This is a genomic window from Allobosea spartocytisi, from assembly GCF_014764685.1.
Lineage (GTDB): Bacteria > Pseudomonadota > Alphaproteobacteria > Rhizobiales > Beijerinckiaceae > Allobosea > Allobosea spartocytisi.
In genome coordinates this window covers 1-15,999 of the sequence record NZ_JACXWY010000001.1, presented here as the reverse complement: position 1 = coordinate 15,999, position 15,999 = coordinate 1, and the positions used below count along the sequence as shown (strand labels likewise).

Annotated in this window: 11 protein-coding genes and 1 pseudogene; 3 read left to right on the top strand and 9 right to left on the bottom strand. The window is 67.9% G+C overall.

Annotated elements, in window-relative coordinates; genetic code table 11:
- Positions 1 to 30 precede the first annotated feature (30 nt).
- The 6 genes from IED13_RS00060 to IED13_RS00035 form a co-directional block, all read right to left on the bottom strand.
- Positions 31 to 915, bottom strand: coding sequence for an ABC transporter permease (locus tag IED13_RS00060; RefSeq protein WP_191122949.1), 885 nt, complete (start codon positions 913 to 915; stop codon positions 31 to 33).
- Between the two features lie 15 nt (positions 916 to 930).
- A complete protein-coding gene (locus IED13_RS00055; RefSeq protein WP_112764187.1) occupies positions 931 to 1,848 on the bottom strand; it encodes an ABC transporter permease in 918 nt (305 codons plus the stop codon).
- Positions 1,845 to 3,365, bottom strand: a complete 1,521-nt coding sequence (locus IED13_RS00050; RefSeq protein ID WP_191122948.1) for an ABC transporter substrate-binding protein — start codon at positions 3,363 to 3,365, stop codon at positions 1,845 to 1,847. Before IED13_RS00050 ends, IED13_RS00055 begins: the two co-directional genes overlap by 4 nt.
- Positions 3,366 to 3,550: 185 nt before the next feature.
- On the bottom strand, positions 3,551 to 4,483 hold the full coding sequence (locus IED13_RS00045) for a LamG domain-containing protein (RefSeq protein WP_191122947.1): 933 nt from the start codon (positions 4,481 to 4,483) through the stop codon (positions 3,551 to 3,553).
- 37 nt (positions 4,484 to 4,520) lie between these two features.
- On the bottom strand, positions 4,521 to 5,615 hold the full coding sequence (locus IED13_RS00040) for a glycosyltransferase family 4 protein (protein WP_142020513.1): 1,095 nt from the start codon (positions 5,613 to 5,615) through the stop codon (positions 4,521 to 4,523).
- A 77-nt stretch (positions 5,616 to 5,692) separates the two neighbouring features.
- Complete coding sequence (locus tag IED13_RS00035) at positions 5,693 to 7,042, bottom strand: FAD-dependent oxidoreductase (RefSeq protein WP_191122946.1); 1,350 nt, start codon at positions 7,040 to 7,042, stop codon at positions 5,693 to 5,695.
- Positions 7,043 to 7,305: 263 nt separating this feature from the next.
- Here IED13_RS00035 and IED13_RS00030 point away from each other — a divergent pair, with 263 nt between their 5' ends.
- The 3 genes from IED13_RS00030 (at position 7,306) to IED13_RS00020 (ending at position 11,991) form a co-directional block, all read left to right on the top strand.
- Entirely contained in the window at positions 7,306 to 9,282 is a 1,977-nt protein-coding gene (locus IED13_RS00030) for a hydrolase (RefSeq protein ID WP_191122945.1), read from the top strand.
- 88 nt (positions 9,283 to 9,370) lie between these two features.
- Positions 9,371 to 10,852 carry an oligosaccharide flippase family protein gene (locus tag IED13_RS00025; RefSeq protein ID WP_191122944.1) on the top strand — a complete coding sequence of 494 codons (1,482 nt, stop codon included), beginning with the start codon at positions 9,371 to 9,373 and terminating at the stop codon, positions 10,850 to 10,852.
- Positions 10,849 to 11,991: an acyltransferase family protein gene (locus IED13_RS00020; RefSeq protein WP_191122943.1), complete on the top strand. Its 1,143-nt coding sequence runs from the start codon at positions 10,849 to 10,851 to the stop codon at positions 11,989 to 11,991. Before IED13_RS00025 ends, IED13_RS00020 begins: the two co-directional genes overlap by 4 nt.
- Before the next feature lie 5 nt (positions 11,992 to 11,996).
- Here the strand turns inward: IED13_RS00020 and IED13_RS00015 are convergent, their stop codons facing one another.
- The 3 genes and pseudogenes from IED13_RS00015 to IED13_RS00005 form a co-directional block, all read right to left on the bottom strand.
- Entirely contained in the window at positions 11,997 to 13,670 is a 1,674-nt protein-coding gene (locus IED13_RS00015; protein ID WP_191122942.1) for an exopolysaccharide biosynthesis protein, read from the bottom strand.
- On the bottom strand, positions 13,667 to 15,670 hold the full coding sequence (locus tag IED13_RS00010) for a glycosyltransferase (protein WP_191122941.1): 2,004 nt from the start codon (positions 15,668 to 15,670) through the stop codon (positions 13,667 to 13,669). Before IED13_RS00010 ends, IED13_RS00015 begins: the two co-directional genes overlap by 4 nt.
- Positions 15,667 to 15,999, bottom strand: a pseudogene (locus IED13_RS00005) (hypothetical protein); the annotation flags it as partial. The gene IED13_RS00010 and the pseudogene IED13_RS00005, both read right to left, overlap by 4 nt.

The window sequence follows — 15,999 nt, the reverse complement described above, 5'->3', positions numbered from 1 at the left end:
GCAGGGAGTTGGATCGCGGGCGTAAAGGGTTTACGCCAGTCGCGGATCGAGGTGGTCGCGCAGCCAGTCGCCGAGCAGGATGACGCCGAGCACGGTCAGCGTGATCGCGATGCCGGGGAAGGTCGCAACCCACCAGCTTGTGGCGAGGTATTGCCGGCCCTCACTGAGCATCTGGCCCCATGAAATCTCCGGCGGCTGGATACCGAAGCCGAGGAAGCTCAGCGAGGATTCGGCGAGGATGACGGTGCCGACATTCAGGGTGGACACCACGACGAAGGAGGACAGGATGTTCGGCAGGATATGCCGCAGGATGAGACCGAGCGGGCTTGCGCCGCTGGCTCGCGCAGCCGCGACATAGTCCATCTCCTTGATGCCGAGCACGTCGGCCCGCACGATCCGGGCGCAGCCGACCCAGTTGGTCGCAGCGATGACGACGACGAGCGGCAGCAGGCCGGAGCCGGCGACGAGGGCGACGACCAGCATGAACAGCATGGTCGGGATCGCCAGCATGGCGTCGATCACGCGCATGATCAGCAGGTCGACCCGGCCTCCCGCCATGCCGGCGAGCAGGCCGAGCGCCAGCCCGATCAGGCTGGACAGGGCGACGGCCGCAAGGCCGACAGAGAGCGAGGTTCGCGCACCGAATATGATGCGGCTGAGCAGGTCGCGCCCCTGGCTGTCGGTGCCCAGCAGGTAGCGCGGGTTTCCGCCTTCCAGCCAGGCCGGCGGCAGCAGCTTCAGCGAAAGGTTGCGGCGAAGTGGATCGAGCGGCGCGAGCTGGTCGGCGGCCAGCGCTGTGAAGACGATCATGGCGACGATGACGATGCCGGCGAGACCAGCCTTGTTACGCAGGAGCGAAGGCAGCAAGCGGCGCCGCTGCGGCGGAGGGCTGCTGATGAGCGAGATTTCGGACATGCGATGCTGCTGAGCCTATCGAGCAAGGCGCGGATCGATCAGCCGGTAGAGGGCATCGGTCGCGAGGTTGATCGTGAGGGCCATGATGGTGATGACGAAGACGGCGATTTGGATGACCGCCATGTCCTTCGTATAGATCGCCTGCACCACGAGCTGGCCGAGGCCCGGCCAGGAGAACACGGTCTCGGTGACGAGCGCGCCGCCGAGCAGCGCGATGGCATGCAGGGAGGTCATCGTCACCGCCGGGATCAGGGCGTTTCTCAGGCCGTGACGCAGCACCACGAGGGCTTCAGGCAAGCCCTTGGCGCGGGCGGTGCGGACATAATCCTGCCCCATGACTTCGAGCAGGCTGGAGCGGATGAGCTTGGTCAGTTCCGCGGCGAAGCCGGTGCCCAGCGTGATCGCCGGCAGGATGAGATGGGAGAAGCCGCCGCTGCCCGAGACGGGAACCAGCCGCAGCCACACGCCGAAGACCAGGATCAGCATGATCCCGACCCAGAAATTCGGCATGGCCTTGCCGAGCACGGTCACCGCCGAAATCGCGAAATCAGGCAGGCTGTTGCGCCTGAGCGCGGCGAAGATCCCGGTCGGCAGCGCGATCAGGATCGCGACGACGAGGCCGCCGGCCGTGAGCTGGAGCGTTGCCGGAATCCGTTCGAGCACGACCGGCAGCGCATCCGTCCCGTAGCGATAGGACACGCCGAAATCCCCGGTCAGGATATTGCCCATATAGCGCAGGTACTGGACGTACCAGGGCTGATCGAGCCCCCATGCCGCGACGAGCGCGAGCCTATCCTCCTCGCTCGCATCCTCCGGGATCAGCAGGGCGGACGGGTCCCCCGTCAGGTAGACCAGGACGAAGACGATCACCGAGACGATGTAGAGAACCGGCAGGAACTGCAGCAGCGCGCGCAGGGGAGAGCGACCGTTCATGGACGTGAGACGTCCTCGGCCGCGATCATCTCGTCGAAGCGCCCGTTATAGACGACGCGGTCGCTGACGCCGTAGATCGATTGCGGGAAGAGCAGGCCGATGCGGATGCGCTGCTCGGCGACGATCTCCTGGCCCTTCTGCGAGATCGCGATGCGCTCGGCCTCGCTCTTCGCCTGGCGGACGGAAGCAGCAAGCGCGTCGAAGGCCGGGTCCGACCACTCGTAGTGACGCTTGAAATTGTCGACGAACAGGGTCGAGGCGTCCGTGTAGGAACCCATGCCCCAGAGATAGAGCTCGCCGAAGCCGTCCCCGACCAGCTTGTTGTTGTAGACGGTCCAGTCGAGCACCTCGACCTGCGCGCGGAAGCCGACATCCTCCAGATAGCCGGCCACGGCCTCGACGATCTCGCGGTCCTTCACATAGCGGCCGCTCGGCGTGCTGATCTTGATCGCGGGACGCTTGCTGCTGGTGAAGCCGGCATCGCGCAGCAGGGCCTTCGCCCGCTCGGGGTCGAAGCGGATCGCGCGGCTGAGGTCCGGCGCGAAGCCGGGGATGGCCGGCGGGAAGAAGCCGCGCGTCGGCGCGCCATGCCCTTCCAGAACTTGCTTCACGATCGCATCGCGGTCGATCGCGAGGTCGATCGCCTCGCGGATCCGCGGATCGCCGGTGACGCGGTCCTTGCCGGTGCGGACATGTAGGGCAAGGTTGCGCGCGATGTCGAAGCTGATGGCGCGCGTACCCTTGTTGTCGTTCAGGCGCGCGATGTCCTCCGGCGGGATGTTGACGGCGATGTCGACGCCGCCGGTCAGGAGCTCGGCGACGCGCGTCGTCGTCTCGGGGATCGAGCGGATGACGACGTCGTCCCATTTCGGCGTGCCGCCCCACCAGCGCGGATTCTTCGCCAGGACGAGACGATCAGACTTGACCCAGCGCTTGAAGACATAGGGGCCAGTGCCGACCGGTTGCTTGAAGAACTCCTCCCGCCCGCCGGCTTTCTCGAACGCCGCCTTGGGCAGGATGCCGGCTCCGTTGCCGACGAAGGCATGGAGCAGCAGCGTGTCCGGCCCATCGGTTTCGATCTTGAGCGTGGTCTCGTCCGGTGCCTCGACCGTCTTGATGCGGCGGAACTTGGCCGAGCTGATCAGCTTCCTGTCCTGCTGGGACCGCTCGATCGTGAACTTCACGTCCTGCGCCGTGAACTTGTCGCCGTTGTGCCAGTAGACGTCGTCGCGCAGCTTGAACGTCCAGTGGATATTGTCTTCGGTACTCCAGGACACCGCAAGGCGCGGCGTGAAGCGCAGCTGACCCTGGCTGAAATCCTTGTCGACCAGATAGTCGTAGATGTTCACCAGCGCCGATTCGGTGCTGTTGTTTCCATGGTTTGCCGGGTCGAGCGACAGGATATCGTTGCCCTGCGCGATAGTCAGCGTTTCAGCAGAGGATGCCTGAAGGCCGGAGAAGCTCAATGCAGCCGCAATAGCCAAAGCGGGCCAACGCAGCAGGCCGGAAATACCCATGAAAGGAGCGCCCTATCTGTCGAATATCAGGATTGGCGCCAAATTATCGCGGGCAAGATGGAAAAGGCCTTCAAATACTCCGTCTTTTGGATGTGGACGCCCTTTCCGAGGACGGCGTGAGAGTAATTTTTGCTCCGGGGCATATCCATAGCCAGCCGACGCCAACCGACAATCCGGGTTTCCGGCTAGCTGCCGTAGACCCGGACATAATCGACCCTTAGCCGCGCCTCACGGTCCTCCGGCCTGAGCGGTTGCGGAAAGGGCACGTCGGACCGCAAGGCGAGCGTGATCAGGGGCCAGAAGACGTCGTTCTGCGCATCGAGTTCGCCGGCGCGGCCGATGCGCCAGTCGATCGCGCGGCCGGTCTTCGGATCGCGGATCGGCCTGCGCTCGAAATAGAGCACGCAGCGATCGCCCTCGATCAGCCCGCCATAACGGAAATAGCCGCTGGTCAGGTCGACCTCCGTCGGAACGCCGATACCTTCGTGACGCTCGCCCGGTTGCCCCCATTCATGCAGATATGCGCCGTAGAGACGATGCTCCCAGCCCTTGTGCTCGACGATGTCGATCTCGACGCTGGTCTTGGGAAACAGGATGCTGCGGCCATTCATCAGCCAGAAGGCAGGGAAGCTGAGCGGATGGGCCGGGAACCGCATCCGCGCCTCGAAATAGCCGTTGCGCCAGCCTCTCAGGATCGTGCCGTCCCGGCGCGCAGTCTGGAGATTGCCGGAGATCCACTGAAACTCCGGGAGCCCATTGCCGTAATAGGCGGGCACGTTCATCTGCCGGCCGAGATAGCGGGCCGATATCTCGAGGGCGTGACCGCCCGAGGCCAGCGGGTCAGCGACGATGGCGTAGGGGTCGAAGCCCTCTTCGCCGCCGCGGCGGCTGAAGGCCGCGCGGCCGTAGAAGCCGGGCTCATGGGTCGTCGCCTTCGGACCGGCCTGCCAGATCGCCGGATCGATCGTCGCGAAGGATTCGTCGAAGACGAGGCTGCGGCCGAGCGTCGGGTCTCCCGCATCCTGCTGTGCCCTCGCCGATGTCGGGCGCGCGCTCGCCGCTGTCGCGAAGGCCGCTGCCGCGCGCAGCAGCGCCCGGCGGGATGGCGTGATCGGCATCGCTCATCTCCATCTGGTGGTAGGGACTGCGACCTGTTCACCCCGTATGGGGCAGAACCGATCCGACTTTGCGGCCCAGCTGCAGGGCCGCCTCGTCGTAGAGATCGAGCGTCTCACGGGCGACGCGCGCGATCCTGAGATGGTCGACCCGGTACTGGCTCCGCCGCCGCCAATGGCTGATCGCATCGGGCTCTGCGAGCAATCCGGACAAAGCGGCGGCAAGCGCATCGGGATCGCGGGGCGGGACGAGCACGCCGGCCTCGCCGCCTTCGAGCAGTTCGGGAATGCCGTCGACACGGGTCGCGACGACGGCGCAGCCCGCCTCCCGCGCCTCTGGCAGGACGAGCGGCGCAGGGTCGGCATGGGAGGGCAGCACGAAGATGTCGGCGCCGCGCATCCAAGGAAAGGGGTCGGCCTTGCTGCCTTCGAAGCGCACGGCCTCACGGCATGACAGGCCGGCGACCATCTCGCGATACGTCTGGGCGAAAGGCCCGTCGCCGACGATGTGCAGGCGCGCCTGCGGGTGCTGGCGGTGAACCAGATCAAAGGCGGTGAAGAGATCGACCAAGCCCTTGCGGGGATGCAGACCGCCGACGAACAGAAGGCTCGGTGACGCCAGCGCGACCGGCGTGGTCTCACGGTTCGCGAAGCGGGCCGAACCGATGGTGCCGTTGAGGATGACGCGGAGCTTGCGGGCCGGGACGCCGCGCCGGCGCATCGAGGCGCCGACCGCGGTGCTGACCGCGATGACCCGCGTGCCGAGGCCCATCAGAATGGCGCTCTTCTCGAACTCGTTGTGAACCGTCGTGACCAGCGGGATGCCGGCGAGTTTGCACACCGGCCAAGCCAGCACCGCGCTCGTCATCATATGGGCGTGGAGGACGTCGGCGCCGAAGCTGCCGACCACCTGGCGCAGCGCCCAGGCTGACCCCAGGAGCGTCGTGGCCTTTCGGCGATGGTCGATCCTGAAGAGTTTGACGCCGTTCCCGACGAGCAACCGATCGAAATCGCCGCCTCCGCTGGCGACGGCGACGACATGGCCGAGCCGGCTCTGCTCGCAGGCCAGATCGACGGCGGCGTGGACATGGCCGTTCGACTGCGTCGTGTGATTCAGCAGGTGCAGAATACGCATGGGCCCATCATGATGCTCGGACCGCCAACTCGCCTGCGCTCGCGCCTCTACGCCGCTGGGCGCAACCCGTCTTGCATTTACCGTGCCGGAATCGAGGCGGCGTCACGCAGGGCCGCTTCGGCCTCGATCGTCGAGACCCGCGCCGTCGGCTGGTAGTTGAAACCGCCCTGGCGCCCGAAGGATTCGATGCCGAAGGCCTTCAGCGCCTTGACCGCTTCGGCGGCGCTCTCTTCGGCGCCGTTGCGATAGATTGGATAGGCGTTGTCGAGGAACTGGCTGCCTTCGAGCCTGAGATCGCCACGGAAGAGCCCATTCGCCGCGACATGGGCCCGAAAGTCCGCTTCGCCCCGGGCGATCGACTTGCCGACATGGTTGGCGATCACCTCGACGCCGAAATATTCGCGTCCTTGTGCGCGACCATAGAAATCGGAATACATCGTCAGGCGCTTCCAGGCCCCGTCATAGGAGAAATTGTAGATGATCTCCTCGTCGAAGCCCCGTTTGCCGTCGAAGCTGAAATAGAGCGCCAGCAGCGTGATCGTCTCCAGCTCCTGCGAGACCGGCAGGTTGCAGAGCGCCTGCAAGCGCGGGATCGGAATGGTCGAAACGATGCGGTCGGCGACGATCGCCCGTCCCTCGCGAAAGAGGACGAAGCGATTGCCGAGTTTCTCGATCCGGTCGATCTTTGCGCCCAGGAGGAAGCTGGCGGCCCGCGCGCTGAGCGATGCGGCCGCGGTGGCATAGAGCGTGGCGAAGCCTTCGCGCGGCCGCGCCAATTGGCGGTTGGTCGGGCCTGCCGGCTTCGTCCGGCGCAGGCGGCCGAGGATGGTGCGCAGCGAGGCGTGCTCGCTGATCCATTGCATCCGCTTGCGGGCCAGTTCGATGCTGATCCGGTCCGAAGCGATGCCGTAGAACCGGGTCATGTAGGCATCGAGGCCCGAGCGCTGCAGCAGCCTGGCCCCGATCCAGTGGCGGGCAAATTCGCGGGCGTTGCGCATGCGCCGCTTGAACAGGCGGGCATAGGCCGCCGATGCCAGGATCCGGGCGGTCTCCACCGGCCCGGCGCGCAGGATGTCGTCCTTCACCGAGATCGGGTAGGCGGTGATCAGCCCTTGCGGGTTCAGCCTCGCCCAGCGCGGCCGGATCGGCACGTAGAGCGGCAGCAGCTCCGGGAAATGCTGCAGAAGCGGCGAGTCGTCCTGGAAGATCAGGCTGCCGATGTCGAAGGTGTAGTCGCCGGACGACCAGTCGATATGGTTCCCCCCGAGATGCGCGTATTCGTCGATGACGACGATCCGCCTGCAGCCCTGCTCGGCCAGCACCGAGGCCGAGACGAGACCGGATACGCCCGCGCCGAGGACGATCGCATCGCAATGCTGGGCGGCCATGCTGACGGCATCGTCGATCCGCTGGACCGTCTCTTCCATCCCGAACCTCATCGACCGGACATGAAACGAGGCTAGTCCCCGGCAAGATCAGCCGAAAGCAAGACTCGTCATCACAGCCATTCTTTTCCTGCTCATTCGCGCGGCGATTGCGATTCGAATGAGCAAACCGGCCGAAGATTCGACGGGACGCCCGGCCAGGACTGGCACGGTCCCTGCTTTCATCTGCGTAAGGCATGCGTTTGCGCATGCCGCCGTCGTTGTAACGGCGATCCCGACCTTTGCGTCTGAGCACGGAGCGTATGATGCCGGGCTGGCCACATCCGAACGAGGCGGCGCTGCTGGACGGGGTCGAGCTGGTCTCGACCGACCTGTTCGACACCTTGCTGCTGCGCACCCTCCGCTCCGAGCGGGCCCGTATCATCGCCGGCGAGCGCCGCTTCGCCCGCAAGCTGGCCGAACAGGGCCTGCAGCTCGCGGAGGGCGCACTGGTCGAGGCGCGCCTGGAGGCGCAGCGCCTCGCCTATCGGGCGCTCGACATGGCCATGCAGGACGGCGAGGTCGCGCTGCGAGACGTCATCCGACGCCAGCTCGTCATGCTCGGACTGCCAGGCCCCCGGGTGGAGACACTCTGCGAGACGCGTCTCGCGATCGAGTTCGCGGTCGAAAAGGAGTCGCTGCGGCCGAACCATGAGCTCGCGGCGCTGCTGCGCCGCTGCCGCGGTGAAGGCCGGCGCGTCGTCGCGATCAGCGACATAGGACTGCCGACCACGACGCTCGATGCGCTGGTCACGCATCTCCACGGCCCCGGCCTGCTCGACAGGATCTATTCCAGTGCCGATCTCGGCCTGACCAAGCGGCGCGGCGATCTCTTTCATGCGGTCCTCGTCGCGGAAGGGATCGACGCCCGTCAAGCCTTGCATGTCGGCGACGACCGGCTCGCCGACCACATCGTCCCGTCGGAACTCGGCCTGCGCACGCTCCATCTCCCACGCCCCAGGCTGCGCCGCCGCCTGTCCCGCCTGCACGGCGCGGCGAGCGAGCTTGGCCGCCTTCTCAGCCGAAGCCGGGCGCGTGGACGCATGCCGGCGGAACAGGCCAAAGATCCCCAAGGCTTCGGGCGCGAGGTGCTCGGGCCGATCGTGGCCGAGTTCTGCCTGGCGATCTGGCTTTACGCCGACGAAGCGGGCAAGTGCGGCGACACGGCCCTGCTGTTCTGCGCGCGCGGAGGCCTGGGCATCCGGGCGGCGTTCGAGCGTCTCGCCGAACGCCTGAACCTGCCGCTTGCGGTGCCGCGCGAGAACCTGATGGTGTCGCGGCTGGTCGCGGCCAGGACCGCCATCATGGCCTGCAGCGGAGCGGCACTCGACGAGCTCGGCCGCGAATTCCCCGGCAGCAGCTTCTCCGACGTCGCAGCCACCCTGGGCGGCAGGCGCTACGACCTGCCCCAGCCATGGAACGAGCCGTTCGCGCCCGATCGCTTCTTCGCCATGCTCCAGCGGCCGGCGGGCGAAGACATCCTTGCCGACATCGAGCGGCAGAACACGCTCTTCCGGCGCCATCTTTCCGTTGCCAGCGCCGGCGCGAGGCGGATCGTCCTGTGCGATACGGGGCTCTACGGCAGCACGCAGCGCCTGCTCGCCGCCGGCCTGCCCGATCTGAGCTTCGAGACCATCCAGCTGGCGCGCTGCAACTACAAGGGCTTCAGCGAGGACCATTTCCCGCGCGTCGTCGGCCTTGCCGTCGAACGCAACCGCTACAGCCCCTTCGCGATCCGCTCGACGGTGCTGCGCTATTGGCAGCTGATCGAAAGCCTGTTCGAGCCGGCGATCCCCTCGGTGCGCTCCTTCAAGGAAGACGAGAACGGCAAGGTCTCCTGCAATGCCGGCGACATCGCCTTCGGCGCCGTCGACCCGAGCATCGGCAATCCGCTGCTGGCGGGTGCGCTCGCTTACATCGACGACGTCGCCAGCGGAGCGGCGATCATGGCCGATGTGGCCCGTGCCTGGCCACGGTTGAGGCAGGCCGTCACCCGCCCGGTCGAGGCCGATCTGTCGGCGCTGGCGATCGGCCGGCGTTCCATCGATTTCGGTCGGCCCGACATCGTCGGGGACGCCGAGGCATTGTCCGGCAGCGCGCTGTCCCGCCTCGCATCGATCCGCAGCCAGCTCTGGCGGGAAGGCGCGATCGCGCGCGCCTTCCCCCACGCGCGCCTGCCGCTGCTCACGGCGCTCGAGGCCGCTTACGCCCTGCGTGGGCTCTCGGCCGGTTTCCGTCGCTGATGCGCGGCGATGTGGCCCAGGCGATGAGGGCTGCGACCGCGCGAGCCTCGCGCCCGCACGCGCCGACGGATCGCAGGGACGGATTGCCATGCTGGCGATGAAAGCCCTCCAGGGCGCCGGCTGGCTGGTCGCCTCGCGCTTCCTCGGCCGGTTCATCGATTTCTTCACGCTGCTGATCATGGCGCGGATGCTGACGCCGGCCGATTTCGGCCTGACGGCGCTCGCCATGTCCTGCGTCGCGATCGTCGACATGGTGCTCGAGATCCCGGTGACGCAGGCGCTGGTCCGCCTGCCGCAGGTCGACAAGACCCATCTGGATACCGGCTTCACTCTCGGCGCCCTGCGCGGTCTCGCAATCGGGCTGTTGCTGCTCGCCGTCGCCTGGCCGTTCTCCTGGCTCAACGGCGATCCGCAGCTCGTGCCGGTGATCCTCGCGCTCGCCTTCGCGCCGATTGCGCGCGGCCTCGCCAGCCCCGGCCTCGTCCTGTTCATCCGCGAGCTCGGCTTCCTGCGCAATTTCCTGCTGGAGACCGGCGGCAAGCTCGCGGCCTTCTGCCTGGCCATCGCGACCCTGCTGCTCGGCGGCGGCTACTGGGCACTCGTCGTCAATTTCGTCGCCGCTCCGATCTTCGGCTGCGCCATCTCCTATCGCCTCGCCCCCTACCGTCCGGCTCTGTCGCTGGCCCGCCTGCCGGATTTCGCCGGCTTCGTCGGCTGGTTCACCTGCGCGCAGCTGGTCTCGGCGGTGAACTGGCAGTTCGATCGCATCCTGCTCGGGCTCGGCGGCAGCAAGGAGGTGCTCGGGCGCTATGCGGTCGCGGCCGATCTTTCGGTGATGCCGACCCAGAGCCTGATCGGGCCGGCGCTGCAGCCGATCATGGCCGCCTTCGCCCGGATAAAGGAAGAGGATCAGCGGCTGCGGCTCGCTTTCCTCAAGGCGGCGCGCTTCAGCATGCTGGTCTCGGTGCCGTGCAGCCTGGGGATCGCCCTGACCTCGGACCTGATCGTCGAGGTCCTGCTCGGCCCGAAATGGCATGGCGCCGACTGGCTGCTCAGCCTGCTCTCGCTCTCGGTGATGGCGACGCCCTATTTCCAGACGCTGTATTCGCTGAGCCTGGCGCTCGGCCGCCCCGAGGTCATCTTCCGGCTCAATCTCTACGACCTTGCCGTTCGTGCCCCTGCCGTCCTCGTCGGCTTCCTGCAATGGGGCGCCGTCGGCATGGCGGCTGGCCGCGTGATCGCGGCAGCGATCATGGCGGTTTTCTTCCTGCGTTGGCTCCGCAACCTGCTGATGGTCGGCATCGCCGAGCAGCTGGCCAATCTCTGGAAGATCGCCGTTGCCGGCGCGGTCATGACGGCCGGGGTTCTAGGCTTGCGTGGCGCCATCGCGGCGTGGCACCTGCCGGCCCTGGCCGAGCTGGTCGCGATCGCGGCGCTTGGCGCTCTGCTTTACGGGTTCGGCCTTCTCGCCTGCGGGATGCGGCTCGCCATCGGCGCCGGGCGCCTCGATCTCTCCGATCGCTGGTGGCGACCCCGGATCGGCGCTTCCAGGACCGGGGAAGGCTGGTGAGCGAGAGACTCGACCATCTCGACGGGCTCCGCGGTGTCGCGGCGGTCGCGGTCGTGATCTTCCACCTGATGTCGGCCCTGACGCCATGGCTCGTACCGGAACAGCAGCCAGGCGCGCACTGGGTCGCCTATACGCCCTTCGCCGTGCTCTGGAACGGGACCTTCGCGGTCTCGGTCTTCTTCGTGCTGAGCGGCTTCGTCGTGACCAACGCGACGCTGCGCAAATCCGATCCGATCTGGATCGACGTCGTCATCCGCTATTTGCGGCTGGCGATCCCGGCAACCGCCAGCACGCTCGCGGCCTGGTCGCTGCTGAGCCTGTTTCCGACCTCTGCCACGGACCTCGCTGCGCTCACCGGCAGCCCCTGGCTCGGCTGGACCTACCAAGGACCGATCCCCAATCCGGCGGCCGCGATCTACAACGGCATGGCCGGGATCTTCCTCACCGGCGGCTCGTTCTTCAACAACGTCCTGTGGACGATGCGGCCCGAGCTGCTCGGCTCGGTCCTCTGCTTCGCCGTCTGCGCTTTCACAAGGCCCCGCTCCAGGCTGGCAGTGGCGCTCGGCGGCGCCGTGATCTTCATCGCTCTGCGGCGCTATGACTATGTCTGCTTCCCGCTCGGCATCGTCCTGCGCGAGGCCTGGGCGGCGAGGCGGCTGCCGTCGGCCCTGCCGATCTCCGCGCTGCTCCTCGGCCTCCTGATCGGCTCGCAGAGCGGCGATGCGGCGCGCCAGCTCGGTCTCGACTGGCTGCCCGAGGCCTTGAATCCGGAGAAAAAGGGTGGGTTGCTCTACCCGCTCGGGGCGATGCTCGTCGTCTATGGCTGCCTGCGGTCCGGCCTGCTCGTCACCTGGCTCTCCGGCCGGGCCGGGCGCTTTCTCGGTGCGGTCTCGTTCCCGCTCTACCTGATCCACGTTCCATTGATCGATACGGTCGTGGCGGAAGCGTATCTGCGCGCGAACCAGCATGCGCTGGCGCTTGTCTGTCTCGTCGCCGGGAGCCTGCTGCTGATGGTCGCCATCGCCTATGCCGCGGAGCGCTGGCTCGAGCGGCCGTTCCTCGGCCTGCTCGGGCGCTTGCGCCGGCGTCTGCGGGCGGTCCGGATCGGGCGCCGCGACATGCGCGGCGCCGCCGGCTGAGCCGGTCAGGATCTGCTGCGGTTGATCACGGCGCCGACGACGGTGGCACCGGCCCGCCGGAGAGCGCCGAGGGCCTCGTTGAGCTCGTCATGGGTGGTCACGCCTTCGGCCGCGACGAGGACGACGATGTCGGCATGGGTCGCGAGCGCAACGGCATCGGAGGATTCACCGAGTGGCGGCAGGTCGATCAGCACTTCGCCGCGCTGCCTCGCCTCGGCGAAGACCAGGGCCGCGCTGGGATCCCTGAAGTCGACGAACCGGTTGAGTTGCGGCGTCGCCGAGCGGATCGGCAGCAGGTGAACCCCCTCGATATCGACATAGTCCGCCTGCGCCGTATCGCCCGAGGCGATCACATCTGTCAGCGAGGCTCCCTCCTTGCCCTGCTCGGCGTGCACGCGCCCGCCATCTTGGCTGATGACGCTGACCTGGCGGCCGCGATGGTTGATCAGTTGCGCGAGATTCATCGTCAGCAGCGTGGCGCCCGCGCCGGCCCGCCAGGATCCGATCGCGACGACCGGGCTGCCCTGGAAACGGCTCGCGGCCCAGGCGATCTCGATCGCCGTCTGCAGGTCGCGGATTGCCGACGCGAAGGACCCGGCATCCGCGCGCGTCACCAGCATCGACTTGTCCGGGTCCGAGGCAGGCGCCTGCCGCCGGCCACCGACTTGGGGGACGACGGCGAGGCAGGGCAGGCCGGTTTCACGTACGAGGTCCTGCGGGAGGCGAACACGGCGATCGAAAGCCGCGGCGAGCGCGGCGACGAACAGGCCGCTGAGCAGGCTGAAGACGCCGGCGAAGGCCATGATCAGGCTGCTGCGCGGCGCCGAAGGGCCGAGCGGGGTCTGGGCCGCACCGATGATCCTCGCATCCGCATCCGGGATCGGTTGTGCGGGCAGCGCGCCGCTGCGGACAGCCGCCTCCGCGGTTCGAACCTGGGCCGCGAGCGCGTCCACCCTGCCTTGCAGGAACTCCGCGCCGCTACGGGCGGCATCGGCCTTGAAAGCGACGGATTGCAGCAGATAGGCGGAGGCTGCCGCATTCGCGACCCGCGCCGGCAGGGCCGGATCGGTCGAGGAATAGGCGACCTCCAGGACATAGGACTGGCCGACACGGCGCGCCGAGAAACGCCGCACGAAATTCTCGAACGCGCTGCGGCGCGGATCGGCGCGAAGCGAAGCCTCGCTGCCCTGGCTCGACGAATAGGAAGCTCCAACTGCAGCGAAGGCGCCGTGTAGCGCGGCGGTGACACGACCGCTCAGCGCCTGCAGCAGGCCCGGCGGCTGAGGCCCGAGTTCAGGATGGCTGCCCAAGGCCAGGGAGTCGAAAATGGTGCTGAGCAGCCGCTCGGAACGGATCACCTGCAATTCGCTGTCGGCGGCATTCAGATCGAGCGAGTTCGGCGCCGCGATCTCGCGCGCCGAGCTCGGGGCTTGCCGCCGCGGCTCCAGCAGCACGGTCGCAACCGCGCTGTAGGTCGGCGGCGTGGTTCGGACATAGGCCAAGGCTGCCGCCAGGCAGATCGCGACCCAGATGGCCAGCTTGCCCCTGTGCCGCAGCCCGGCGTCGCCGATCGTCCGCAGCAGGGCGACCGGGCCGTCGCTCGCCGGCGCCATGGCCGGCTCGGGCAGCGGCAGGATACGGAATGGCGCGCCGGATGCGTCCGGCTTTCCCAGCATCATCGGAACTTCCCCCTCGGCTGTAAGGCGGCGGCGCGCTCGGGCTGCATGCGCCCGCGCAGAACATCGGCGATCCCGAGCAGATTGCCCCAGAGGCGGCCGCGTCGATCGATGAACGGCTCGGGCCGGAGCGAGCGACCGAGATTGGCGGACATGTTGCGGAAGAGATGATCGGCGACCTGGCCAAGCGTCATCGTGCCCTTGCGCAGCATGTAGAGCGGATTGACGATCTGCGAGTAGCCGAAGCGTTCGCCGGCCATGCGGCCGCCCTTGACGCCCATATGGACGCCGATCGCATCGGCGGATTTGACCAGGCGCCCGCCGCGGCGCGCCAGCCCCGCCGCGAAGTCGCGATCCTCGAGCCAGCCATAGAGCACGAGCCGCTCGTCGAAGCGCAGGTCGCCGATGCTGGCGAGGCGAAAGGCCATGTTGCACCCGTAAGGGCTGTAGGGCTCGATCCAGGACCAGTCGCTCGCCGGCGGCGCCGCGACCAGCCTCATCGCCTCTGCAAGCGCGATGCCGGGACCGCCCACCCCGTCGGCCAGGACCCGGCCGGTGAAGGCGACGATACTCGCCTCGTCGCGGAAGGTTCGGGCAGCGGTGGCCAGCCAATCCTCATGGGCGACGAAATCGTCGTCGAAGAAGGCGACGATCTCGGTCCCGGGCGGAAGATGCGCGAGCGCCGTGTTGCGCTGGGCCGCAAGCCCGGGCGGCCCGGTCAGCACCACGACATCGTTGCGCCCTTGCAGATCGCCGGCATCGGCCGGATCGATACAGGAGACGATGACGCTGTCGGGTTTCAGGCTCTGCTGGGCGAGAAGGTGCAGGACGGTCTGTGACACCACCTCCGGCCGGCCACGGGTGGCGACGACGACGGCGATGCGCGGCGGCTTGAGGAGGGGCGCGATCTGCGCGGCGCGCCGTGCTTTCGGCGACTGCGCCAGCTCGAGATAGCCCGCGGCGGTGCTGCGCCAGGAAAACAGCGGCAGGCGCCCGCGGCCGCGCCCGCTCAGCTCCTGCCGCAGCGTCGCCGAACCCGCCAAGGCTCTGATGTGTTCGACCCAAAGCGCCGGGTCCGCCGGCGATGCGAGCAGCGCGGCATCGCCGCAGACCTCCGGCATGCTGGCGCAGTTCGAGGAGACGACCGGGCAGCCCCGTGCCATCGCCTCGATGATCGGCAGGCCGAACCCTTCGGTCCAGGACGGAAAAGCCAGGCAGAGCGCCCGCTCGAGCAGAAAGGCGAGATCATCGTCACTGACCCGCCCCAGCAGCCTGACATTGGCGGCTTGCGCCAGCTGATCCGGCGCGAAGATGCCGTTGCCGCCCCCGGCGATGACGACGTCGATGCCGAGCTCCGCCAGGCTCGGCGCGATCTCGACGAGAAGAGAGAGATTCTTGTGGCGCGCCTGCGAGCCGAGCGCCAGGACGAACGGGCGCTCGACATCGGGCCGAGCCGCCAGCAGCGTCGGAGCCCGCTCCGCCCTGGCCGGATCCCAGGCCAGCGCATGTTCATGGCCGTTCGGAAGCACGGCGATATCGGCGGCACGCAGCGGCAGGTGCCGTGCCAGCTGCCGGGCCGAGGCCTGCGAGACGGTGGCGATCCGGGCGCTGCGGCGTGCCAGCAATGGCTGCAGCGTCCTGTATGCGGTGCGAAAGCCGCGGCTGTAGCTGTCGGGCGCGGCGAAGACATTGGCGTCGTGGATGCAGACGATCTGGTCGCCCTTGAGCGCCGGTGCCGTGTTGCAGAGATTGAGGAGCCGCCCGCCCCAGAGCCGCGGCAGTTCCAGCTGCTCCCAGCCATGCCCTGCCAGTCGCCCGCCCTGGAGTGTGTCGATCGCCTGCAGCGCCATGGCGTCGGCGCCGCGCGGCGCGACCAGGATGGCTTTCCGGCTTGCCGCTGCCAGGCCCTCGTCGAGGGCCGAGACGACGTTGCGCGCATAGCGCTGCACGCCGGTCATGGCCTGCGACAGGAAGCGGCCGTTCACCGCGAAGGTCTCGGTCATATCCTCGCTCCGGTGGCGAAGGGGACAGGTCCTGGAACGCGGGAGGTTCGCGGCCTGATCGTGGCCGCGAGCGCAGCCAGCATGCAGAAGAAGAAGCCCTGATCGATGACCGGGCCGACGAGCAGGTCGCCGACCAGCAGGCCGACATAGCCATTGCGCGTGGCGACGGCGATGTCCGCCTCCAGGCTGCCCGGCCGGCCGCGCGGGCGCAGGAAGCATTCGAAGACGAAGACCGCATAGAAGAGGGCGCCGGGAACCCCGACGCTCGCGAGCAGCGCGACGGCAAAGCTCGAGGCGCGCGCGGTTCCCACCCCAACCCCGAGCCCCCA

Excerpts from the sequence above, each read along its gene's own strand:
- IED13_RS00035 (WP_191122946.1), bottom strand. The coding sequence starts at position 7,042 with ATGGAAGAGACGGTCCAGCGGATCGACGATGCCGTCAGCATGGCCGCC.
- IED13_RS00055 (WP_112764187.1), bottom strand. The coding sequence starts at position 1,848 with ATGAACGGTCGCTCTCCCCTGCGCGCGCTGCTGCAGTTCCTGCCGGTT.
- IED13_RS00010 (WP_191122941.1), bottom strand. The coding sequence starts at position 15,670 with ATGACCGAGACCTTCGCGGTGAACGGCCGCTTCCTGTCGCAGGCCATG.
- IED13_RS00040 (WP_142020513.1), bottom strand. The coding sequence starts at position 5,615 with ATGCGTATTCTGCACCTGCTGAATCACACGACGCAGTCGAACGGCCAT.
- IED13_RS00025 (WP_191122944.1), top strand. The coding sequence starts at position 9,371 with ATGCTGGCGATGAAAGCCCTCCAGGGCGCCGGCTGGCTGGTCGCCTCG.
- IED13_RS00030 (WP_191122945.1), top strand. The coding sequence starts at position 7,306 with ATGCCGGGCTGGCCACATCCGAACGAGGCGGCGCTGCTGGACGGGGTC.
- IED13_RS00050 (WP_191122948.1), bottom strand. The coding sequence starts at position 3,365 with ATGGGTATTTCCGGCCTGCTGCGTTGGCCCGCTTTGGCTATTGCGGCT.
- IED13_RS00015 (WP_191122942.1), bottom strand. The coding sequence starts at position 13,670 with ATGATGCTGGGAAAGCCGGACGCATCCGGCGCGCCATTCCGTATCCTG.
- IED13_RS00045 (WP_191122947.1), bottom strand. The coding sequence starts at position 4,483 with ATGCCGATCACGCCATCCCGCCGGGCGCTGCTGCGCGCGGCAGCGGCC.
- IED13_RS00060 (WP_191122949.1), bottom strand. The coding sequence starts at position 915 with ATGTCCGAAATCTCGCTCATCAGCAGCCCTCCGCCGCAGCGGCGCCGC.